Genomic DNA, 19613 nt, shown 5'->3' on the forward strand with positions numbered 1-19613 from the left:
CCACACCGACACGTCGAAGGTGGCCGGGGTCTTCTGCAACACCACGTCGTAGGCGGCCAACCCGTACTGGGCGTGCATCCAGACGAGGCGGTTCACGATGGCGGCGTGCGAGACGGCCACGCCCTTGGGGCGGCCGGTCGAGCCGGAGGTGAAGATGACGTAGGCGGTGTTCTCCGGGCGCAGCGGGGCGCGGCGCTCGGCGTCGGTGACCGGGGTGTCGGCGAAGCCGGACAGGTCCAGCTCGTCGATCCGAACCTGGCGCGCGTCAATGCCTTCCACGGTGTCGCCGGAGGTGAGCACGCAGACCGGCTGGGCGGTCTCGAGGATGTACTGGGTGCGCTCGGCCGGGTGATCCGGGTCCAGCGGCACGTACGCGCCACCGGCGACGGTGACCGCGTACATGCCCGCGACCAGGTCGATGGAGCGGCGCATGCCCAGCGCCACAAAGGATTCCGGTCCGACGCCCTCGGCGATGAGCCAGCGCGCGAGCTTGCGGACGCGGGCCGCGAACTCGGCGTAGGACAGACTTGTCCCCTCGAAGGTGACCGCGGTCGCGTCGGGGGTCAGCGCGACCTGGGCCTCGAACAGCGAAACCAGGGTCGCCGCAGCGCCTTCGGTGACTTCGGGCAGCGCGGTGTCGAGTTCGAAGGCGGTGTCGTTCCAGCCGAGCAGGATCTTGCGGCGCTCGCAGTCGCTGAGCAATTCGACCTCGCCGACCAGCTGGGTCGGGTCGGCGGCCACGGCGGTGAGCATGGCGACGAAGCGCTGCGCGAAGACATCGGCGTACTGGGCATCGAAAAGGTCTGTGGCGTAGACCAGTTCGGCGTCCATCGTCGAGTCGCCGTCGATGACCTCGCTCAGTGTCAGCTGCAGATCGAACTTGGCCGACTGCTGGTCGATGGCCAGCTCCGATACGCTCAGGCCCGGCAGTTCGAGCGAGGTGCGGCCCAGGTTCTGGAACGACAGCATGACCTGGAACAGCGGGTGCCGCGCCTGCGAGCGGGCCGGGTTGAGCACCTCGACGAGACGCTCGAACGGCACGTCCGCGTGCGCGAAGGCGGCCAGATCGCGTTCGCGCACGGTCTTCAGCAGGTCGGTGAAGCTCGCGCCGGTGTCGACCGGCGCGCGCAGCACCAGGGTGTTGACGAACATGCCGACGAGATCGTCGAGCGCCTGCTCACCACGACCGGCCACCGGAATGCCGACGGCGATGTCGTCGGTGCCGCTCAGTCGCGCCAGCAGCGCGGCGAAGGCGCTGTGCACCACCATGAACAGGGTGGTGCCATTGGTCTGCGCCACCCGGTTCAGCCCGGCGATGAGCTCGCCCGGCACCTGGAAGCGATGCGTGCCCGCGTCGTAGGAGGCGACGGCCGGGCGCGGCTTGGTGGACAGGCGCAGCTCGTCCGGCAGCCCGGACAGGGTCTCGCGCCAGTAGTCCAGCTGCTCGGTGATGAGCGAGCGCGGATCCTCTTCCGAACCCAAGGTGTCGCGCTGCCACAGCGCGTAATCCGCGTACTGCACCGGCAGTTCGGTCCAGCCCGGGGTCTCGCCCTGGCTGCGCGCGATGTAGGCGGTCATGAGATCGCGCACCAGCGGGTTCATGGAGAAGCCGTCGGCGGCGATGTGGTGGGCCACCAGCACCAGCACGTGGTCGTCGGCCGCGAGGCGGTAGGCGCGCAGGCGCACCGCGGTCTCGGTGGTGACGTCGAAGCCCTGGGCGGCGAAAGCGTAGACCGCGGCGAACAATTCGCCCTCGGTCACGTCCATGACCTCGAGCTCGGGCACGGCGCGGCCGGTCGGCAGCACCTTCTGGTAGGCGACGCCCTCGTGCGAGGGGTAGATGGTGCGCAGCGATTCGTGGCGGGCGATCACATCGGCGATCGCGCCGCGCATGGCGTCGAGATCCAGTGCGCCGGTGAGCCGTACGGCCGCCGGGATGTTGTTGGCGGCCGATTCCGGATCGAAGCGGTTGAGGAACCACATGCGCTGCTGCGCGAGCGACAGCGGCGGGTACTCGGGCCGGGTCTGCACCGTGAGCGCCTGGCGCACACCGGTTCCCGCGTGCGATTCCACGCGCGCGGCCAGCGCGGCCACGGTCGGGGCCTCGAACAGCACGCGCACGCCGATCTCGGCATTCAGTGCCGCCGACAGGCGAGCTACGACCTGGGTGGCGACCAGCGAGTTGCCACCCAACTCGAAGAAGTCGTCGTCCACACCCACGCGTTCGACACCGAGCAGGTCGGCGAAGATCTGCGCGATGATCTCCTCGATCGGGGTCGAGGGGGCGCGGAAGCGCTTGGCCTCGAACACCGGGGCGGGCAGGGCCTTGCGGTCCAGCTTGCCGGAGGCGTTCACCGGGAAGGCGTCCAGCACCACGATGGCGGCCGGAACCATGTAGGCCGGAAGCGAACTCGACAGCGCGGCCTTGACGGCGTCGATGTCGACGACGGCCTCGGGCTCGCGGACCACATAGCCGACCAGCTGATCACCGGCGTGGGCGTCGGTGCGCACGACCACCACCGACTGGGCGACGCTCGGCTGCGCCAGCAGCGCGGCCTCGATCTCGCCGAGTTCGATGCGCAGACCGCGCAGCTTGACCTGGAAGTCGGTGCGGCCCAGGTAGTTCAGCTCGCCGTCGGCGGTCCAGGTGACCAGGTCGCCGGTGCGGTACATGCGGTCGCCGGAGACGAACGGGTTGGCCACGAAACGGTCCGCGGACAGGTCCGGGCGGCCCAGGTAGCCGCGGGCCAGCTGATCGCCCGCGAGATAGAGCTCACCCGCGACACCCGGTGCGACGGGGTGCAGGCGGGCGTCGAGGACGTAGGTCTCGGTGTTCCAGACCGGGCGGCCGATCGGCACGGAGACGGTGTCGGCGTCGGTGACCTCGTGGTAGGTGACGTCGACGGCGGCCTCGGTGGGGCCGTACAGGTTGTGCAGACGCGCGCCGGTGAGCTCGCGCAGCTTCTGCGCGGTCGGCGCGGGCAGCGCCTCACCGGAGGCGAAGACCTGACGCAAACGCGGTGCGGGGACGGAAGAGTCGCCGTTCTCGTTGCCGAGGGTGGCCACGAAGACCGAGAGCATCGACGGCACGAAGTGCGCGGTGGTGATGCCGGTCTCGGCGATGATCTGCGCCAGGTACACCGGGTCGCGGTGGCCGTCCGGCTTGGCGACCACCAGGCGGGCACCGGTCTGCAACGGCCAGAAGAACTCCCACACCGACACGTCGAAGGTCGCCGGAGTCTTCTGCAGCACCGCGTCATTGGCGTCGATCGGGTACTCGTGCTGCATCCACAGCAGGCGGTTCACGATCGCGCCGTGCTCGACGGCCACACCCTTCGGGCGGCCCGTCGAACCCGAGGTGAAGATGACGTAGGCGGTGTGCTCGGGCCGGATCGCCGCTCCGCGTTCGGCATCCGTGATCGGCGCGTCGGAGTAGGCGTCCAGGTTGAGGGTGTCGACATCGAGCACCGGCACATTGCGGCCGGTGACGAACTCGTCGCGGCTGGTGGTCAGGATGGCGACCGGGCGCGCGATATCGAGCACGTAGTCGATGCGCTCGTCGGGCTGGTCCGGGTCCAGCGGCACGTACGCGCCACCGGCCTCGAGCACCGCGTACATGGCGACGACCAGATCCAGCGAGCGCCGAATGGCCAGGGCCACATGCGATTCCGCGCCGACGCCCTGGGCGATGAGCTTGCGGGCCAGCTTGTGCACGCGCGCGGAGAACTCGGCATAGGACAGACTTGTCCCCTCGAACTCCACGGCGGGTGCATCGGGGCTGGTCAGAGCCTGTGCCTCGAACAGCGAAACCAGCGTCGCCGCTTCGCCTTCCGGCAGTGCGGGCAGCACCGGGTCGAGGGTGAACGCGGTGTCGTTCCACTCGTCGAGCACCTTGGCGCGCTCGTCGGCGACGAGCAGGTCGATATCGCCGAGCGGCAGCTCGGGGTTGGCGACGACGGCGGCCAGGATCAGGTCCAGGCGGCGCGCGAAGGCCTCGATGGTGGGCTCGTCGAAAAGGTCCAGGGCGTAGGAGATCTCGGCCGACATACCGGCGTTCTCACCGTGATCGTCCTGGGCCTCCTGCAAGGTCAGCTGCAGGTCGAACTTGGCCAGCCGCGCGTCGTAGTCGATGCCGTTGACCGACAGCCCGGGCAGTTCCAGACTGGCCTGACGCGTGTTCTGGAAGGTCAGCATGACCTGGAACAGCGGGTGCCGGGCCTGCGAACGCGCCGGGTTGATGACCTCCACGAGGCGCTCGAACGGCACGTCCGCGTGCGCGAAGGCGTGCAGGTCGGTGTCGCGGGAGCGGGCCAGCAGATCGGCGAAGGTCTCGCTGCCGTCCACCTCGGTGCGCAGCACCAGGGTGTTGACGAACATGCCGATCAGATCGTCGAGCGCGGCCTCACCGCGACCGTGCACCGGGGTGCCGATGGCGATATCGGAGGTGCCCGACAGCCGGGCCAGCAGGACCGCCAGCGCGCTGTGCATGACCATGAACAGCGACGCATTGTGGCGGCGACCCAAATCGACCAGCGCCTGCTGGGTCTGCGCCGAAATGGCGAACGGGTAGGTGCCACCCTGGTAGCTCGCCACGGCCGGACGCGGCCGGTCCGAGGGCAGCACCAGCTCGTCGGGCAGATCGGCCAGCGCCTCGGTCCAGTACCGAATCTGCTTGGCGATCAGCGAATCCGGGTCCTCCTCGGAGCCGAGCACCTCGCGCTGCCACAGCGCGTAGTCGGCGTACTGCACCGGCAGTTCCGCCCAGGCCGGGGCCTCCCACGAGGTGCGGGCCGCGTAGGCGACCATGACGTCGCGGGCCAGCGGGCCCATGGACCAGCCGTCGGCGCTGATGTGGTGGACCACCATGCCGAGGATGTACTCGGTCTCGCTGATCTCGAAAAGCGCCGCATGCAACGGCACTTCGTCGGTCACGTCGAAGGCCATGGTGGCCAGCTCGACCAGGTGGTCGATCAGGTTGGACTCGGTGACCGGCACCGGCGTCAGGTCCGGCACGATCTGCGCGGCGTCCAGCACCCGCTGCACCGGGCCGTGCGCGGTCTCCGGGAAGACGGTGCGCAGCGACTCGTGGCGGTCGATGACGTCGATGACCGCGACCTGCAGGGCCGCGATGTCGAGCTCACCGGAGAGCCGGATGGCGACCGGGATGTTGTTGACCGCCGACGCGGTGTCGAAGCGGTTGAGGAACCACATGCGCTGCTGCGCAAGGGAAAGCGGGACCTCGCTGGGCCGCTCACGGGCGACCAGGGCCTTGCGGCCACCGTCGCCGACATGCGATTCCACCCGCGCCGCCAGGGCTTCCACGGTGGCGGCCTCGAACAGCATGCGCACCGGCACGCGGGTATCGAGGGCGGTGCCGAGGCGGGTGGCGACCTGGGTCGCGATGAGCGAGTTACCGCCCAGCTCGAAGAAGTCGTCGTCGACGCCGACGCGGGCGATGCCGAGCACCTCGCCGAAGATCTGGGCGACGATCTCCTCGATCGGCGTTGTCGGAGCACGGAATTCGCGCACCTCGAAGCGCGGCGCGGGCAGCGCCTTGCGATCCAGCTTGCCCGAGGCGTTCACCGGGAACGCGTCGAGCACCATGATCGAGCCCGGCACCATGTACGCGGGCAGGGTGCGCTGCAGCGAGGTCTTGACCCCGTCCAGGTCCACCGGGCCGCGGGTCACGATGTAGGCGACCAGCTGATCGCCCGCGACCGTGTCGATGACCAGCACCACGGCCTGCTGCACCTTGGGGTGGTCCAGCAGCGCGGTCTCGATCTCACCGAGCTCGATGCGCTGGCCGCGGAACTTCACCTGGAAGTCGGTGCGGCCGATGTAATCGATGACGCCCGGGTCATTGTGGTTCCAGCGCACCAGGTCACCGGTGCGGTACAGGCGCGAGCCCGGTTCGCCGTAGGGGTTGGCGACGAAGCGCTCGGCGCTCAGGTCGGGGCGGCCGAAGTAGCCGCGCGCCACCTGCGCGCCGCCCAGGTACAGCTCGCCCGGGACGCCCGCCGGAACCGGGCGCAGGCCCTCGTCCAGCACGTAGGTCTGCGCGTTCCACACCGGGCGGCCGATGGGCACCGAGGTGACCACGGGCGCGTCGATGGGCGCGGCGGTGGCGTGCACGGTGAACTCGGTCGGGCCGTACAGGTTGTGCACGGCCGCGGTGGAGAAGCGGCGGAAGGCGGTCACGGTGGCGGGCGGCAGCGCCTCACCGGCCACCAACACCGCACGCAGGGACAGGCATTCGGCGGCCGAGGCGCTGGAGGCGAACACGCTCAGCATGGACGGCACGAACGAGGTCATGGTGACCCGGTGGCGGCCGATGACCTCCGAGAGGTACATGGGGTCGCGGTGGCCGTCCGGCGCGGCGATGACCTGCTGCGCGCCCACGGCCAGCGAACCGAAGAGCTCCCACACCGAGACGTCGAAGGTGACCGGCGTCTTCTGCAGGATCACATCGGTGTCGTCGATGCCGTATTCGCCGGTGATCCAGGCGATCTGGTTGACCACCGCGGCGTGCGGGACGGCCACGCCCTTGGGGCGGCCGGTCGAGCCGGAGGTGAACAGCACGTAGGCGGCGTTGCTCGCGCGCAGCGGCGCGCGGCGGTCCGCGTCGGTGACCGGGGCGTCGCTGTACTCGCTCAGATCCAGCGAATCCAGGTGCAGTGCCGGGCAATCCGTGGATTCCACGGCGTCGTCGGCGGTGGTGAGCAGCACCACCGGCTCGGCGGTGCGCAGCACGTAGTCGGTGCGCTCGGCCGGGTGGTCCGGGTCGATCGGCACGTAACCGCCGCCCGCGGTGAGGGTGGCGTAGATGGCGACCAGCATGTCGACCGAGCGGCGAATGCCCACCGCCACCAGGGACTCCGGGCCGACGCCCTCGGCAATGAGCTTGCGGGCCAGGCGATTCACGCGGCTCGAGAACTCGGCGTAGGACAGTTCCCGGGCCGGACCGAACATGCTGCCGCTGCGCTCGCCCGGATCGAAGATCAGGGCGGTGGCGTGCGGGCGAATGGCGACCTGTCGCTCGAACAGGTCGAGCACCGTGGTGGCGGCCGGTAGCTCGTGCTCGGTGTGGTTCCAGGCGTGCAGGACGGTCTCGCGCTCACCGGCGTCGAGGACGTCGATATCGCGCACCACGGTTTCCGGTGCGGCGACGGCGGTTTCGAGCACGCGCAGGTAGCGCTGACCGAATTCGGTGACGGTGCTCGCGTCGAACAGATCGGTGGCGTACGACAGCACCACCGACAGCCCGGCGGGCTCACCGGCCAGGCCGCGCTGCTCGGTCAGCGTCCACTGCAGGTCGAACTTGGCGATGTCGACCTCGAGCTCGTCCGCGGAGACGGTGAGGCCGGGCAGCTCCATGGAGCCGTGCGACATCTCCTGGAACGACAGCATGACCTGGAACAGCGGATGCCGGGCCTGCGACCGGGTCGGGTTGATGACCTCGACCAGGCGCTCGAAGGGGACGTCGGTGTTGGCGAACGCCGCGAGGTCGGTGTCGCGGGTGCGCGCGAGGAAATCGGTGAAGCGCTGTGCCCCATCGACTTCCGAGCGCAGCACCAGGGTGTTGACGAACATGCCGATCAGGTCGTCGAGGGCCTGCTCACCACGTCCGGCGACCGGGGTGCCGATGGCGATATCGCTGGTGCCCGACAGGCGGGCCAGCAGCACGGCCAAGGCCGAGTGCATCACCATGAACAGCGAAACGCCCTGGGCGCGAGCCAGACCCGCGAGCTGGGCGTGCAGTTCGGCCGGGATCTCGAAGGTGACCCGGGAGCCGTGGAAGCTCTGCACCGGCGGGCGCGGGCGGTCGGCCGGGAGGTCCAGCTGATCGGGCAGGCCCGCCAAAGCGTCACGCCAGTAGGCGATCTGGCGCGCGGCCATGGACTCGGGATCGGATTCGGAGCCCAGCAGTTCGCGCTGCCAGATGCTGAAGTCCTGGTACTGCACCGGCAGCGGGGCCCACGCGGGCTCCTGACCGGCCACGCGCGCCAGGTAGGCGGCGGTCATATCGCGCGAGAGCGGGCCGAACGAGAAGCCGTCCGCCGCGATGTGGTGCACGACGAACGCGACGGCCAGATCGACCTCGTCGGCGTTCGGCGCGGCATGGCGGCCCGGCTCGGCGACGGCCTCGTGGTCGGAGACGCGGAACACGCGGACCCGAATCGGCAGCTCGGTGGAGACGTCGAAGCCGGTGGAGGCGAATTCGGCCAGCGCGGAGGGCAATTCTGCCTCGGCGAGGTCGATGACCTCGATGCCCAGGTCCACCTCGTCGATGGGCAGCACGCGCTGGAAGCCACCGTCGCCGGACTCGGGGAAGATGGTGCGCAGCGATTCCTGGCGCGCGACCACGTCGGTCAGCGCCAGCTGCAGGGCCTCGATCTCGACCTGCCCGCGCAACCGCACCACGAACGGCAGGTTGTAGGTCGGCACGGTCGGATCGAACTGGTTGAGGAACCACATGCGCTGCTGCGCGAGCGAAAGCGGAACGCGCTCCGGGCGTTCCTGCGCCACTAGCGGCGGACGCGAGACATCCGACGGCCCAGCGGCTTCCACGCGCGCGGCCAGTCCGGCCACGGTCGGGGTCTCGAACAGCGCCCGCACACCCACGCGGGTGCTGAACGCGGCCGAGATGCGGGCCACCACCTGGGTGGCGACCAGCGAGTTGCCGCCCAGATCGAAGAAGTTGTCGTCCACGCCGACCCGCTCGTGACCGAGCACATCGGCGAACACGCCCGCCACGATCTCCTCGGCGGCGGTGCGCGGTGCGCGGTATCCGGCGGCGTCGACGCTGAACACCGGCTCGGGCAGGGCCTTGCGGTCCAGCTTGCCGGAGGTGTTGAGCGGGAACGCGTCCAGCACCATGACCGCGGCCGGGACCATGTAGGTCGGCAGCTTCTCGGCAACGAAGCGGGTCAGCTCGGCCGGGTCCACGGTCTGGCCGGGCATGGGGACCACGTAGGCGACCAGCTGCTGACCGGTCGCGGTGTCCATGACCAGCACGGCGGCCTGGCTGACGGCCGGGTGCGCGAGCAGGTCGGTCTCGATCTCGCCGAGCTCGATGCGCTGACCGCGGAACTTGACCTGGAAGTCGGTGCGGCCGATGTACTCCAGCGCGCCGGAGGAGTTCCAGCGCACCAGGTCACCGGTGCGGTACATGCGCTCGGAGGTCCCGAACGGGTTGGCCACGAAGCGATCCGCGCTCAGATCCGGGCGGCCCTTGTACCCGCGCGCGAGCTGACGGCCGCCCAGGTAGAGCTCACCCGCGGCACCGATGGCGGCGGGCCGCAGGCGCGAATCCAGAACGTAGACTTCGACATTCCACTCGGGCACACCGATCGGCACCGTGACGGTGTCGGCGGCGGTGTTCTCCCAGTAGGTGACCGAGACCGCGGCCTCGGTCGGGCCGTACAGGTTGTGCAGGCCCGCGTCGGTGAGCTCGCGGAAGCCCGCACCCGTCTCCGGCGGCAGCGCCTCACCGATCACGAAAACGTAGCGCAGCGAGGCACATTGGGCCCGCGTGGCGTGCGAGACGAAGACCGTCAGCATGGACGGCACGAAGTCGGTGACCGTGACGCCGTGGCGCTCGATCATGTCGGCCACGTACAGCGGGTCGCGGTGACCGTCCGGGGTGGCCACGATCAGCTTCGCGCCCACCAGCAGCGGCATGAAGTAGCCCCACAGCGACACGTCGAAGGTGGTGGCGGTCTTCTGCAGGTAGACATCGTCTTCGGTCATCGGATACTCGTCGAGCATCCACAGTTCCTGATTGACGATGGCGTGGTGGGTGACCGCGACGCCCTTGGGGCGGCCGGTGGAACCCGAGGTGTAGATGACGTAGGCGGTGTTGTCCGGGCGCAGTGGGGCCAGGCGATCCGCGTCGGTCACCGGCTCGGCGGAGTAGCCGGAGACGTCGAGGGTGTCGATCTCCAAGCGCCGCACGGACTCCGGGAGCTCGAGCTCGTCGCGGGCGGTGGTCAGCACGCAGACCGGTCCCGCGGATTCCAGGATGTAGGCGGTGCGATCGGCCGGATGATCCGGGTCGATCGGCACGTACGCGCCACCGGCGCGCAGCACCGCGTGCATACCCACGACCAGATCCAGCGAGCGGCGCATGCCCAGGGCCACAAGCGATTCCGGGCCCACGCCGTCCTCGATCAGGAAGCGCGCCAAGCGGTTGACGCGCTCGCCGAACTCGGCATAGGTCAGCTGCTCACCCTCGAACTCGACGGCGACATTGTCCGGGGTCAGCGGAATCTGCTTGTCCAGCAACGCCGGAAGCGTCGTGACCGGGACGTCATGGCCGGAGTCGTTCCAGTCCAGCAGGGTCCGGGTGCGCTCGGCCGCGGTGGTGATGGGCAAACCCCAGACCGGCTGGTTCTCCCCCGCCGCCAGGAAGCGGTCGAAGAACTCCAGGAACCGCGCGTGATGGCTCTGCGTCTCGGCCTCGGAGTACAGGTTGGGGTTGGTCTCGAAGTCGATGTGGTTCCGGGTGCCCTTCACCGACTGGTAGAAGTTGACGCCCAGGTCCTCGATGGAACCGGTGGACAGCACGCTGTACTCGCCGGTTATGTCGCCGAGCACGACCTCGTTGTGGAACAACATGATGTTGACCCACGGGCCGAAGAACTGCGAACCCACCTCACCGGTGAACTCGCCCGCGGAGTCACGGCGAATGTCCTCGGCGCGGTAGCGCTGGTGGCGCAGCGCGCCGGAGACCTCGACCGTCACCTGCTTGAGCAGCTCGGTCACGGTGGTGCCGTGGCCGACCCGCAGGCGCAGCGGCACGATGTTCGAGGCCGCGCCGCCGGAGCGACGCATGATCGCGGTGGTGCGCGCGGTCACCGGGAGGCTGAGGATGACATCCTCGCTGCCGGTCCACTGCGCGAGGTAGGCGGCGAAACCGGCGATGAGCAGACCCGCGGGCGAGGACTCGTGGCGGGCCACTGCCTCTTCCAGCAGCGTGGTTTGCTCGGTGGTGAGCGCGCCCGAGGCGACGCGGTTGAGCGCGGCCGGGGGCGCGGAACGACCGACCAGGCTGGTGCCGTCCTCGAGTCCGGCGACCCGCTCGGCCCAGTACTCCTTGTCGGCCTTGAACCGACTGGTCTCGCGGTAGGCGAATTCCTGCTCGACCAGGGTCTTCAGATCGGTGAGCTTGTGCGGCGCGGGCTCGACGCCCTTGACGTAGGCGGTGTACAGCTCGGCGACCCGGGTCAGATACGTCACCGCGCCGAAGCCGTCGAGCACGATGTGGTGAATGCGGGCGTACCAGTAGTAATGGCCCTCGGCCAGTTTCACCATGGCCGTCTTGATCAGACGGTCGCGGGTCAGCTCGAGCGGTGCGCTGTAGTCGGCGCGCATCCACTCCTGCGCGGCCGCGGCCGGATCGGGCTCGCCGCTCAGATCGACGTGGTAGATGGTGCGGTCCAGCGAGTGGTCCACCATCTGCATGGGCTCGCCGTCACGCTCGACAATGCGCAGGAAGCCGGAGCCGAACTCCTCCGAGCCGCGCACCATGGCACGCTCGAGCAACTCGATGTCGAGTTCGCCGCGCAGCTCCACGTACTGGGCGATATTGATCGGTACCTGCGGGTCCAGGTGCTGGGCGTACCAGATACCGAGCTGCGCGGGCGACAGCGGGAAAAGATCGCCCGACCCCGGTGCGATTTCGCTGCCAGCTTCGCCGTTGCCGCCGAAATCCAGCCGGTTCAACCCAAACCTCGCTTCCGGAACACCACGCTGGGCAGCGCTCCCCGCCATAAACCCGAACAGGACGCCAACCGCTTCAGCGTGGCGTCCAGTGTTCGGGGCTCACTTCACCGTAAATTGAGACTCCCTGGGGTATCCCCCCAGCTGGCCGATCTTGTTACATGGGCGCGACCACACCCACCGGCCATTGCCGGGCCACAGTCGCAATCTTGGTGACGGACACTCGGTCCAATCTACCGTCAGCGCGCAAGCCGCAACCATAAAGGGCCATAGCCCTTCGCTATCATCGCATTTCGGTCATTCAGCCAGTGATGTGCGACCTATCGCGAGCAGGATCGTACAGGTGCGACTGCGCGCAGTTGATGGATTCCGCCAAGGCCGTACCGACCAGGATTACCGCGGCCTGCCGCAGGTCAGCGGCCTCGACCCGGTCCGCGATGTCGGCGAGAGTGCCGCGCAGGATCCGTTGTTCGGGCTGCGTCGCGCGGTATACGACGGCAACCGGGCAGTCCGCGCCGTAGTCGGGCGTCAACTCCTCTGCCAGAGTTCGGATTCGAGTGATAGCGAGATGCAATATCAGAGTCGCGCGGGTGCGGGCGAAGTTCGCGAGCGCCTCCGATTCCGGCATCGCGGTCGAGCGGGCGTGTGTCCTAGTCAACACAACCGACTGCACTTGTTCGGGCACGGTGAGCTCCGCGCCCAGCAGGGCCGCGGCCGCCGCGTACGCCGGAACGCCCGGCGTCACGTCCCACGGGATGCCCAGGGCGTCCAGCCTGCGCTTCTGCTCGGTGAGGGCCGAATATATGGACGGGTCGCCCGAGCACAGCCGGGCGACATCCTTGCCCGCGGCGTGCGCCCGCGCGCAGTGGGCGGTGATCTCGTCCAGATCCAGCTTCTGGGTGTCGATGAGTTCGGCATCGGGCGCGCAGTGGGCCAGGACCTCGGGATCCAGGTAGGTGCCCGCGTACAGGCACACGGGCGAGTCGCGCAGCAGCCCGACCGCCCGCACGGTGAGCAGATCGGCCGCGCCCGGCCCGGCCCCGATGAAGTGCACTGTCACCGGCCGAGTCTCGCACAGGCCGGTCGGGGGGCTCGAGCGAGAGCTCAGCCGCTGACCTCGAAGTCGGCAATGACCTTGGTGGGGCGCAGGCGGACGACCAGCTCGCCGGGCACGGCATTGCGCTTGCCGAATTCCTCGGCGCGGTCCGCGCCCATGTAGCGGGCGCCGATCTCGGTGGCGGTGCGCAACAGCTCGGCCGGATCCTCGGAGACTTCGGCCACACCCTGCACCTGAACGAAGGAGTAGGGCGGTTCGGCCACATCCACGCACAGGCTCAGGCGACCGTCGCGCCGGATCGAACGCCCCTTGGCGGTGTCCTTGCCGGTATTGAAGACGATCTCGTCGCCCTCGAGCACGAACCAGATCGGCGCGACCAGCGGGCGGCCGTCGGCGGCCACGAAGGCCAGCTTGCCGGTCCGGGTGCCTTCGGTCAGGAACTCGCGCACACGCTTGTCGGAGAGTGAGGCCATAGCCACACCGTACGACTCGGAGCCGGTCTGTCGTGCCAACGACTTCGGGCTAGATGGCACCGCGCTCGCGGGCTCGGGCCACGGCCGAGGTTCGGGACTTCACTCCGAGCTTCGAATAGATGTGGACGAGGTGGGATTTCACGGTCGTCTCGCTGAGGAACAGGCGCTTGCCGATCTCGCGATTGGAGTGGCCGTCGGCGACCAGGCGCAGCACCTCGATTTCCCTTGGGCTCAAGGTGGTGTCGGGTTTACGGACCCGGGTCATGAGGCGGGAGGCCACGGACGGGGACAGCACGCTCTCGCCCTCGGCGGCCGAGCGGACGGCGGCGAGCAGTTCGGCGGGCGGGGTGTCCTTGAGGATGTAGCCGACCGCGCCCGCCTCGATCGCGCCGAGGATGTCGGCGTCGGTGTCGTAGTTGGTGACCACCAGGACATTCGGCGGGTCGGGGAGATCGCGCAGGGCGGCGGTGGCGTCCGCGCCCGACTTGCCGGGGCCGAAGCGGAGATCCATGAGGACCAGGTCGACCGGGGTGGTGGAGCAGAAGGCCACGGACTCCTCGGCCGTCGCCACCTCACCCACGACTTCGATGTCGTCGGAATCGGTTTCGGCGACGCTGGAGTCGAGCAGGGCGCGCAGGCCCGCGCGGACGATGGCGTGGTCGTCGGCGAGGAGGATGCGGATCATTCTGTCTCCGAAGGGATCTGGCACTGCTCCTGTAGGGGGAAGGAGACGGTGACGGCGGTGTGGCCGGGCTCGGATTCGACGTTCATGGTGCCGCCCTGCTGTTCGACACGACTGCGCATGGCGGTGAGACCGAAGCTGCCGGAAGGGGATTCGGCCAGCACCGCCGGGGCGATGCCGACACCGTCGTCGACCACGTCCAGGTGCACCGCGTCGTCGGCGTAGGTGAGGGTGACGCGCATCCGCCGAGCGTGGGCGTGGCGCACCACATTCGAGACCGCGCCCTGGGTGATGCGCACCAGGGCGGCCTCGATGGGCATGGGCAGGCGCTGCGGGTCGCCCTCGACGAGGACCTGCGCGTCGAGGCCCGGGGCGGCGGCGCGCTCGGTGATGCGGTTGAGCGCACCGGCGAGGGACTGGCCCTCCAGGGCGGCGGGCGTGAGTTCGGCTATCAGCTGGCGGGTTTCGACCAGACTGTCGGCGGCGGTCTCGCGGGCCAGCCGAATCTTCTCCAGCGCGGGGTGATCCGGGGCGGCGCGCTCGACGGCGTGCAGGAGCAACTGAATGCTGCTGAGCCCCTGGGCGACCGTGTCGTGGATCTCCTGCGCCAGGCGCTCCCGCTCGGCCATCTTGCCCGCGGTGCGCTCCTGTTCGGCGAGAGTGTTTCGGGTGGCGAGCAATTCGTCGATGAGGCGCTGACGCTCGGCGGCCTCCCGGAACAGCGCGCCGTAGCCGAGCCCGATGGCGACCGCGACGAGCGCGCCGAGCAGCGGGCCGATCACCCCGGCGAGCGTCCAGCCGCGATGCGCGGCGAACCCGACCACCGAGACGACGGTCGCGGCGGTCACCGCGACCAGGCCCCAATAGCGCGGCAGCAGATGCAGATACAGGAAGAACAGGCCGAAGACCAGGTAGACGGCCAGCGGCGCGAAGGTCACCAGACCCAGCCAGATGATGGTCAGCACCGCCAGCCAGATGCGCGCGCCCACCAGATTGCGGCGGAGCTTGCCCCCGGTGAAGTAGACGCCGAGGAAGAGTCCGGCCAGCACGATGACGACGGCCGGATGCGATCCGGCGACCACCTCCTGGACCGCCACCACCACGGTCAAGGCCACCACCAGCGCGTGCAGCCCGAGCTGCAGGGCGGAGAAGACCGGGGTCAGGGGCGAGCGATGCACGCGACCAGCTTATGCCCGGCTATTGACCCGGCATCCATCGAAAGTAGGAAACGCCGCCGTGCCGTTGGCGGAGCGGGATTCGATCGCGGGCGCGATGGCCGCGCGGCGTTCGCGCGACAGGCTGTAAGTATGTTCGTCGCACTCCGGGATCTGCGGGCCGCCCGCGGCCGCTTCCTCCTCATTTCCCTGGTGGTCACGCTGGTCGCGCTGCTGGTGAGCTTCCTCAGCGGCCTGACGGCCGGTTTGGCGCATCAGAACATTTCCGCCATCCAGGCGCTGAACACCGACACGGTCGTCTTCTCCGACACCGGCTCCGCCGCGTCCTTCGACGCCTCGACGCTGAGCGAGGAGCAGGTGCGGACCTGGCAGCAGGCGGGCGGCACCGTCGACCCGATCGGCATCAGCCGCACCCGCGCCACCTTCGACGGCGCGTCACCCACCCAGGTGGCGTTGTTCGGTGTGCAAGGCACCCCGTTTGGCAATCGAGTAGCAACCGATTCCGGCTCGGTCATTCTGTCCAAGGCCGCGGCCAAGGATCTGAATGCCAAGGCCGGTGACACCGTCGAACTCGGTGCCGCGAGCTACACCGTGCAGGGTGTCACCGCGGACGACTGGTACGCCCACACGCCGGTGGTGTGGATGAGCCTGTCGGACTGGCAATCCCTCAATCCGCACGCGGGCGCGGCCACGATCCTGGCGGTGTCGGGTGTGAGTGATCAATCCGCGGTGAACGCCGCCGCGCACACCGTGACCACCAGCTCGAAGGGTTCGCTGTCGGCAATGGCGTCGTACAAGGCCGAGAACGGCTCGCTGACACTGATGACCGTCATGCTGTTCGCCATCTCGGCATTGGTGATCGGCGCGTTCTTCACGGTGTGGACCGTGCAGCGACAGCCGGACATCGCGACGCTGAAGGCCCTGGGCGCGACCACCGGTTCCCTGATCCGAGATGCGTTGAGCCAGGCCCTGATCGTGCTGCTGCTCGGCGTCGGTGTGGGCGTGGGCATCACCGTCCTCGCGGGCGTATTCATGGGCGGTGCGGTTCCTTTCGTGCTGAGCGTGAGCACCACCCTGTTCCCCGCCGCCGCCCTGATCGCCCTCGGCCTGCTCGGCGCGGCGTTCGCCCTGCGCTTCCTCGTCACCACCGATCCTCTGACCGCCCTCAACCAAGCCCGCTGATGTTCGCGGTTGCCTTGTCTTCGGTTCCCTTGTCTTCCAGGAGCATTGCGATGACCAACGCCCTCACCGTCTCCGATCTGACTCTCACCTTCCCTGACGGCGCGGACCGCATCACCGCGCTCGACCACGTGAACCTGCGCGTGGCGGGCGGCGAGATCGCGGCCATCACCGGGCCGTCGGGTTCGGGCAAGTCGACCCTGTTGGCCACCGTCTCGACGCTGCTGCGGCCGGACTCCGGCCGGGTGGAGCTCGAAACCGCCACGGGCACCAGGGATCTCACCGCCCTCAGCCGTCGGGATGCGGCGACGCTGCGCCGTTCGGCCATCGGCATCGTGTTCCAGCAGTCGAACCTGATTCCCGCGCTGACGGCTGTGGAGCAGCTCGAGGCGATGGTGCACCTGGGCCAAACCTGGTTCGTCTCGCCGGGCAAGCGGCGTGAAGCCCGTTCGCGCGCAAGGGATCTACTGGCTGCGGTGGGATTGTCCGGTCACGAGAACAAGCGGCCCGCGCAGCTGTCGGGCGGTCAGCGGCAGCGGGTGAATATCGCGCGGGCGTTGATGAACGATCCGTCGCTGCTGGTCATCGACGAGCCCACCAGTGCGCTGGACCAGGAGCGCGGCGCGGCGATCATCGACCTGATCGTCGGCATTGTGCGTGAGCATGAGGCGGCGACGCTGTTGGTGACGCACGATCTGTCGCATCTGGATCAGATGGATTCGGTGTACCGGATGGTCGACGGTGTGCTGACGCAGCAGAAGGCGGCGTTGGCGGCCTGATCTTTACGTGAGTGTCACGATTGGCGCTGCACGCTCGGCCGGAATGGGTGACCCTGGGTTATCGGCCAGCGAAGGGAGCAGCTGTGGGATTCCACGTGCCAGTCATCGACATCACGGCCTATGTGCGCGACGGAAGTGCCTCGGAGCGCGCGGAGGTCGCGCGGCGGATAGATGACGCCGCGCGGACCGTCGGGTTCATGCAGATTGTCGGACATGCCATTCCGGGGGCGGTGATCGAGGAGTTCACGGCGGCGATGGACGCGTTCTTCGCGCTGCCCTTGGCGGCCAAGACGGAGTACCGCACTCCCCCGGCCATCAATCGTGGGTACTCGCCGCCGAAGAGCGAAAGCCTCAGTCTGAGTTTGGGAGTCGAGTCCGCGACGCGGATGAACGACTTCTTCGAGGCCTTCAATGTCGGAGTGTCCGGCGCCGACTATCCCGGCCTGGAGTTGCCCGCCGAGGACTACGCCGAAAACCTCTGGCCGACAGAGCTTCCCCAGTTCTCCACAGCCATCCAGAACTACCTCTCCCAAGCCGCGCGAGTAGCCCGCACCCTCACCACGATCTTCGCCGACGCCCTCGAACTCCCGACCGGATTCTTCGAGGCGTTCACCGATCACTCCCTGGATGTGCTGCGCATGAACAACTACGCGCTGCCGCCGGGAACCGTGGACCTGGACGGCGATCTCACCGGCATGGGAGAACACACCGACTACGGAATCGTGACGGTGCTCTGGGCCGACCAAGCTCCCGGACTGCAAGTGCTCGACGCGGAAGGGGTATGGCACGACGTCCAGCCCGCCGACGGCGCGCTGCTGGTGAACCTGGGCGACCTGATGGCCCGCTGGACCAACGAACAATGGCTTTCGACGCTGCACCGCGTGAAACCACCGATCATCGACGGCACGATTCAGCGGCGGCGAAGCGCGGCGTATTTCCACGACGGGAATATCGACGCGGTGATCCAGACTCTGCCGTCTTGCATAGGAGATGGGAGCAAGTACGAACCGGTCACTGTCGCTGAGCATATTCGCGCGAAGCTCGCCGGATCCCGTGGGTTGCAATCGAATACGAATGCGGAGCGCGAAGCCGCACGAGTATTAGCAGCAACCGACCGGTATTAGTGAAAACCCTTATATCACAACGTAATTCGCCTTCTATTATGATCAATTCGGCGGTAGAATTGAGGTATGAATTCGAAGGGGGAAACACTCGACAGCACCGGCATCAGCGCCCTGATGACCGTGGTAACCAACGTCACCGACAATGTCCTGCACGGCGGCCTCAACCACCTGTCCGATATCGATGTCGTGGAATTCATGCGCCGCTTGGAAATCTGCAAACGCCAACTGGCCGCGTTGGATTCAGCTCTGGTTATCGAAGTCTCGGACCGGGATCTGCCGCGCAAGGCGGGAGTCAAGGACGCGGTGCCGTTCCTGCGCCAAACCCTGGGCTTGTCGCGTTATGACGCGGCAGTGCGGGTGAAGATCGCCGCAGCGTGTGGGGAGTTCCTCGGGGCCGACGGCAAGCCGCGGCCGGTTGCTTTGGCCGCCACCGCGAACGCCTTTGAGACGGGCGTGATTTCCCGTGATCATGTGCGCGGGATCGTGGACATCATGACGCATCTGCCCGCCGACGTCCCTGCTCCGGCGCGGGTGGAGACCGAGGCGCTGCTGGTCGAGCACTGCGTGACCGGCATGCCCGATGACCTGCCGAAGATCGGGCGCGAGATCCTGGCCCGTTTGGATCCGGAGGGCACGGTCATCTCCGATGCCGACCGTCGTCGCCGTCGCGGGATCACCATCAGCCGCCCGGGGGTGGATGGGATGTCGAAGATCGAAGGCTGGCTCACCCCCGAACTGCGTGCCCTGCTGGATGCGATCTTCGCCAAGCTTGCCCGCCCGGGCATGTGCAACCTCGACGACGCCGAGGCCGAGATCCTCGCCGCCACGGCGCGGGTCGATTCGAAGGTGTTGGAGGCGGCCGCGCGCCGCGATCGCCGTGATGCCGCCCAGCGCACCCATGATGCGTTGTTCGCGTTGGTGACCGCGTTGCAGCCGGTAACCGACACCGATGCTGCTGCGGCGAAGGCGGGTAAGCCGGTGAAGCTGGGCAAGCACCGTGGCCTGCCCGTGGAGGTGGTGGTGACGATGAGCCTGGCCGATCTCGAGCGCGGTGCGGGGGTGGCGACCACCGCCTCCGGTGGGCACCTCTCGATTAACGAAGCCCTCAAGCTGGCCAAGGGTTCCCGCCCGGTACTGGCGGTGCTCGACAAGGATGAAATCCCCTTGTATCTCGCTCACGGTGAGCGTCTGGCGAGTGCAGGTCAGCGGCTGGCGTTGATCGCCCGCGATCGTGGCTGCACCCACCCGGGCTGCGATGTGCCCGCCTCGATGTGCGCCGCGCATCACGTGATCGATTGGGCCAAGGGCGGACCCACCGATTTGAACAACCTCGCGCTCGTGTGCGATCACCACCACGCCCTCGTCAACGACAGCGACAACGGTTGGCAGACGGTGATGTTGGGCAAGGACTCCGCCCACCCGG

9 protein-coding genes (1 of these 9 running past the window's edge) are annotated in these 19613 nt (G+C 68.4%); 4 read left to right on the plus strand and 5 right to left on the minus strand.

Going from position 1 to position 19613, the window contains the following annotated elements; genetic code table 11:
- The 5 genes from VMT40_RS21220 to VMT40_RS21240 all read right to left on the minus strand — a co-directional run.
- Positions 1–11724, minus strand: the beginning of a protein-coding gene (locus tag VMT40_RS21220; RefSeq protein WP_326360178.1) for a non-ribosomal peptide synthase/polyketide synthase. It extends 32379 nt beyond the left edge of the window; only the first 11724 of its 44103 coding nucleotides appear in the window; its start codon is at positions 11722–11724; its stop codon lies off the left edge, out of view.
- 298 nt (positions 11725–12022) lie between these two features.
- The gene (gene cobM, locus VMT40_RS21225; protein ID WP_326360179.1) at positions 12023–12781 is read right to left on the minus strand and encodes a precorrin-4 C(11)-methyltransferase; all 759 of its coding nucleotides are present in this window, start codon (positions 12779–12781) and stop codon (positions 12023–12025) included.
- A 44-nt stretch (positions 12782–12825) separates the two neighbouring features.
- Entirely contained in the window at positions 12826–13251 is a 426-nt protein-coding gene (locus tag VMT40_RS21230) for a PPOX class F420-dependent oxidoreductase (RefSeq protein WP_326360180.1), read from the minus strand.
- A gap of 49 nt (positions 13252–13300) precedes the next feature.
- Positions 13301–13936: a response regulator transcription factor gene (locus tag VMT40_RS21235; protein ID WP_326360181.1), complete on the minus strand. Its 636-nt coding sequence runs from the start codon at positions 13934–13936 to the stop codon at positions 13301–13303.
- A complete protein-coding gene (locus VMT40_RS21240) occupies positions 13933–15111 on the minus strand; it encodes a sensor histidine kinase (protein WP_326360182.1) in 1179 nt (392 codons plus the stop codon). The genes VMT40_RS21235 and VMT40_RS21240 overlap by 4 nt, the downstream gene beginning before the upstream one ends.
- Before the next feature lie 129 nt (positions 15112–15240).
- Between VMT40_RS21240 and VMT40_RS21245 the strand changes: the two genes are divergently transcribed.
- The 4 genes from VMT40_RS21245 to VMT40_RS21260 form a co-directional block, all read left to right on the plus strand.
- On the plus strand, positions 15241–16290 hold the full coding sequence (locus VMT40_RS21245; RefSeq protein WP_326360184.1) for an ABC transporter permease: 1050 nt from the start codon (positions 15241–15243) through the stop codon (positions 16288–16290).
- 50 nt (positions 16291–16340) lie between these two features.
- Complete coding sequence (locus VMT40_RS21250) at positions 16341–17066, plus strand: ABC transporter ATP-binding protein (protein ID WP_326360185.1); 726 nt, start codon at positions 16341–16343, stop codon at positions 17064–17066.
- Positions 17067–17161: 95 nt separating this feature from the next.
- Complete coding sequence (locus VMT40_RS21255; protein WP_326360186.1) at positions 17162–18190, plus strand: isopenicillin N synthase family dioxygenase; 1029 nt, start codon at positions 17162–17164, stop codon at positions 18188–18190.
- A 66-nt stretch (positions 18191–18256) separates the two neighbouring features.
- Positions 18257–19613 (plus strand): HNH endonuclease signature motif containing protein (locus VMT40_RS21260; protein ID WP_326360188.1); only part of this gene is annotated, 1357 nt, incomplete at its 3' end.

The sequence above is a fragment of the Nocardia sp. CDC160 genome (genome assembly GCF_035818795.1).
Lineage (GTDB): Bacteria > Actinomycetota > Actinomycetes > Mycobacteriales > Mycobacteriaceae > Nocardia.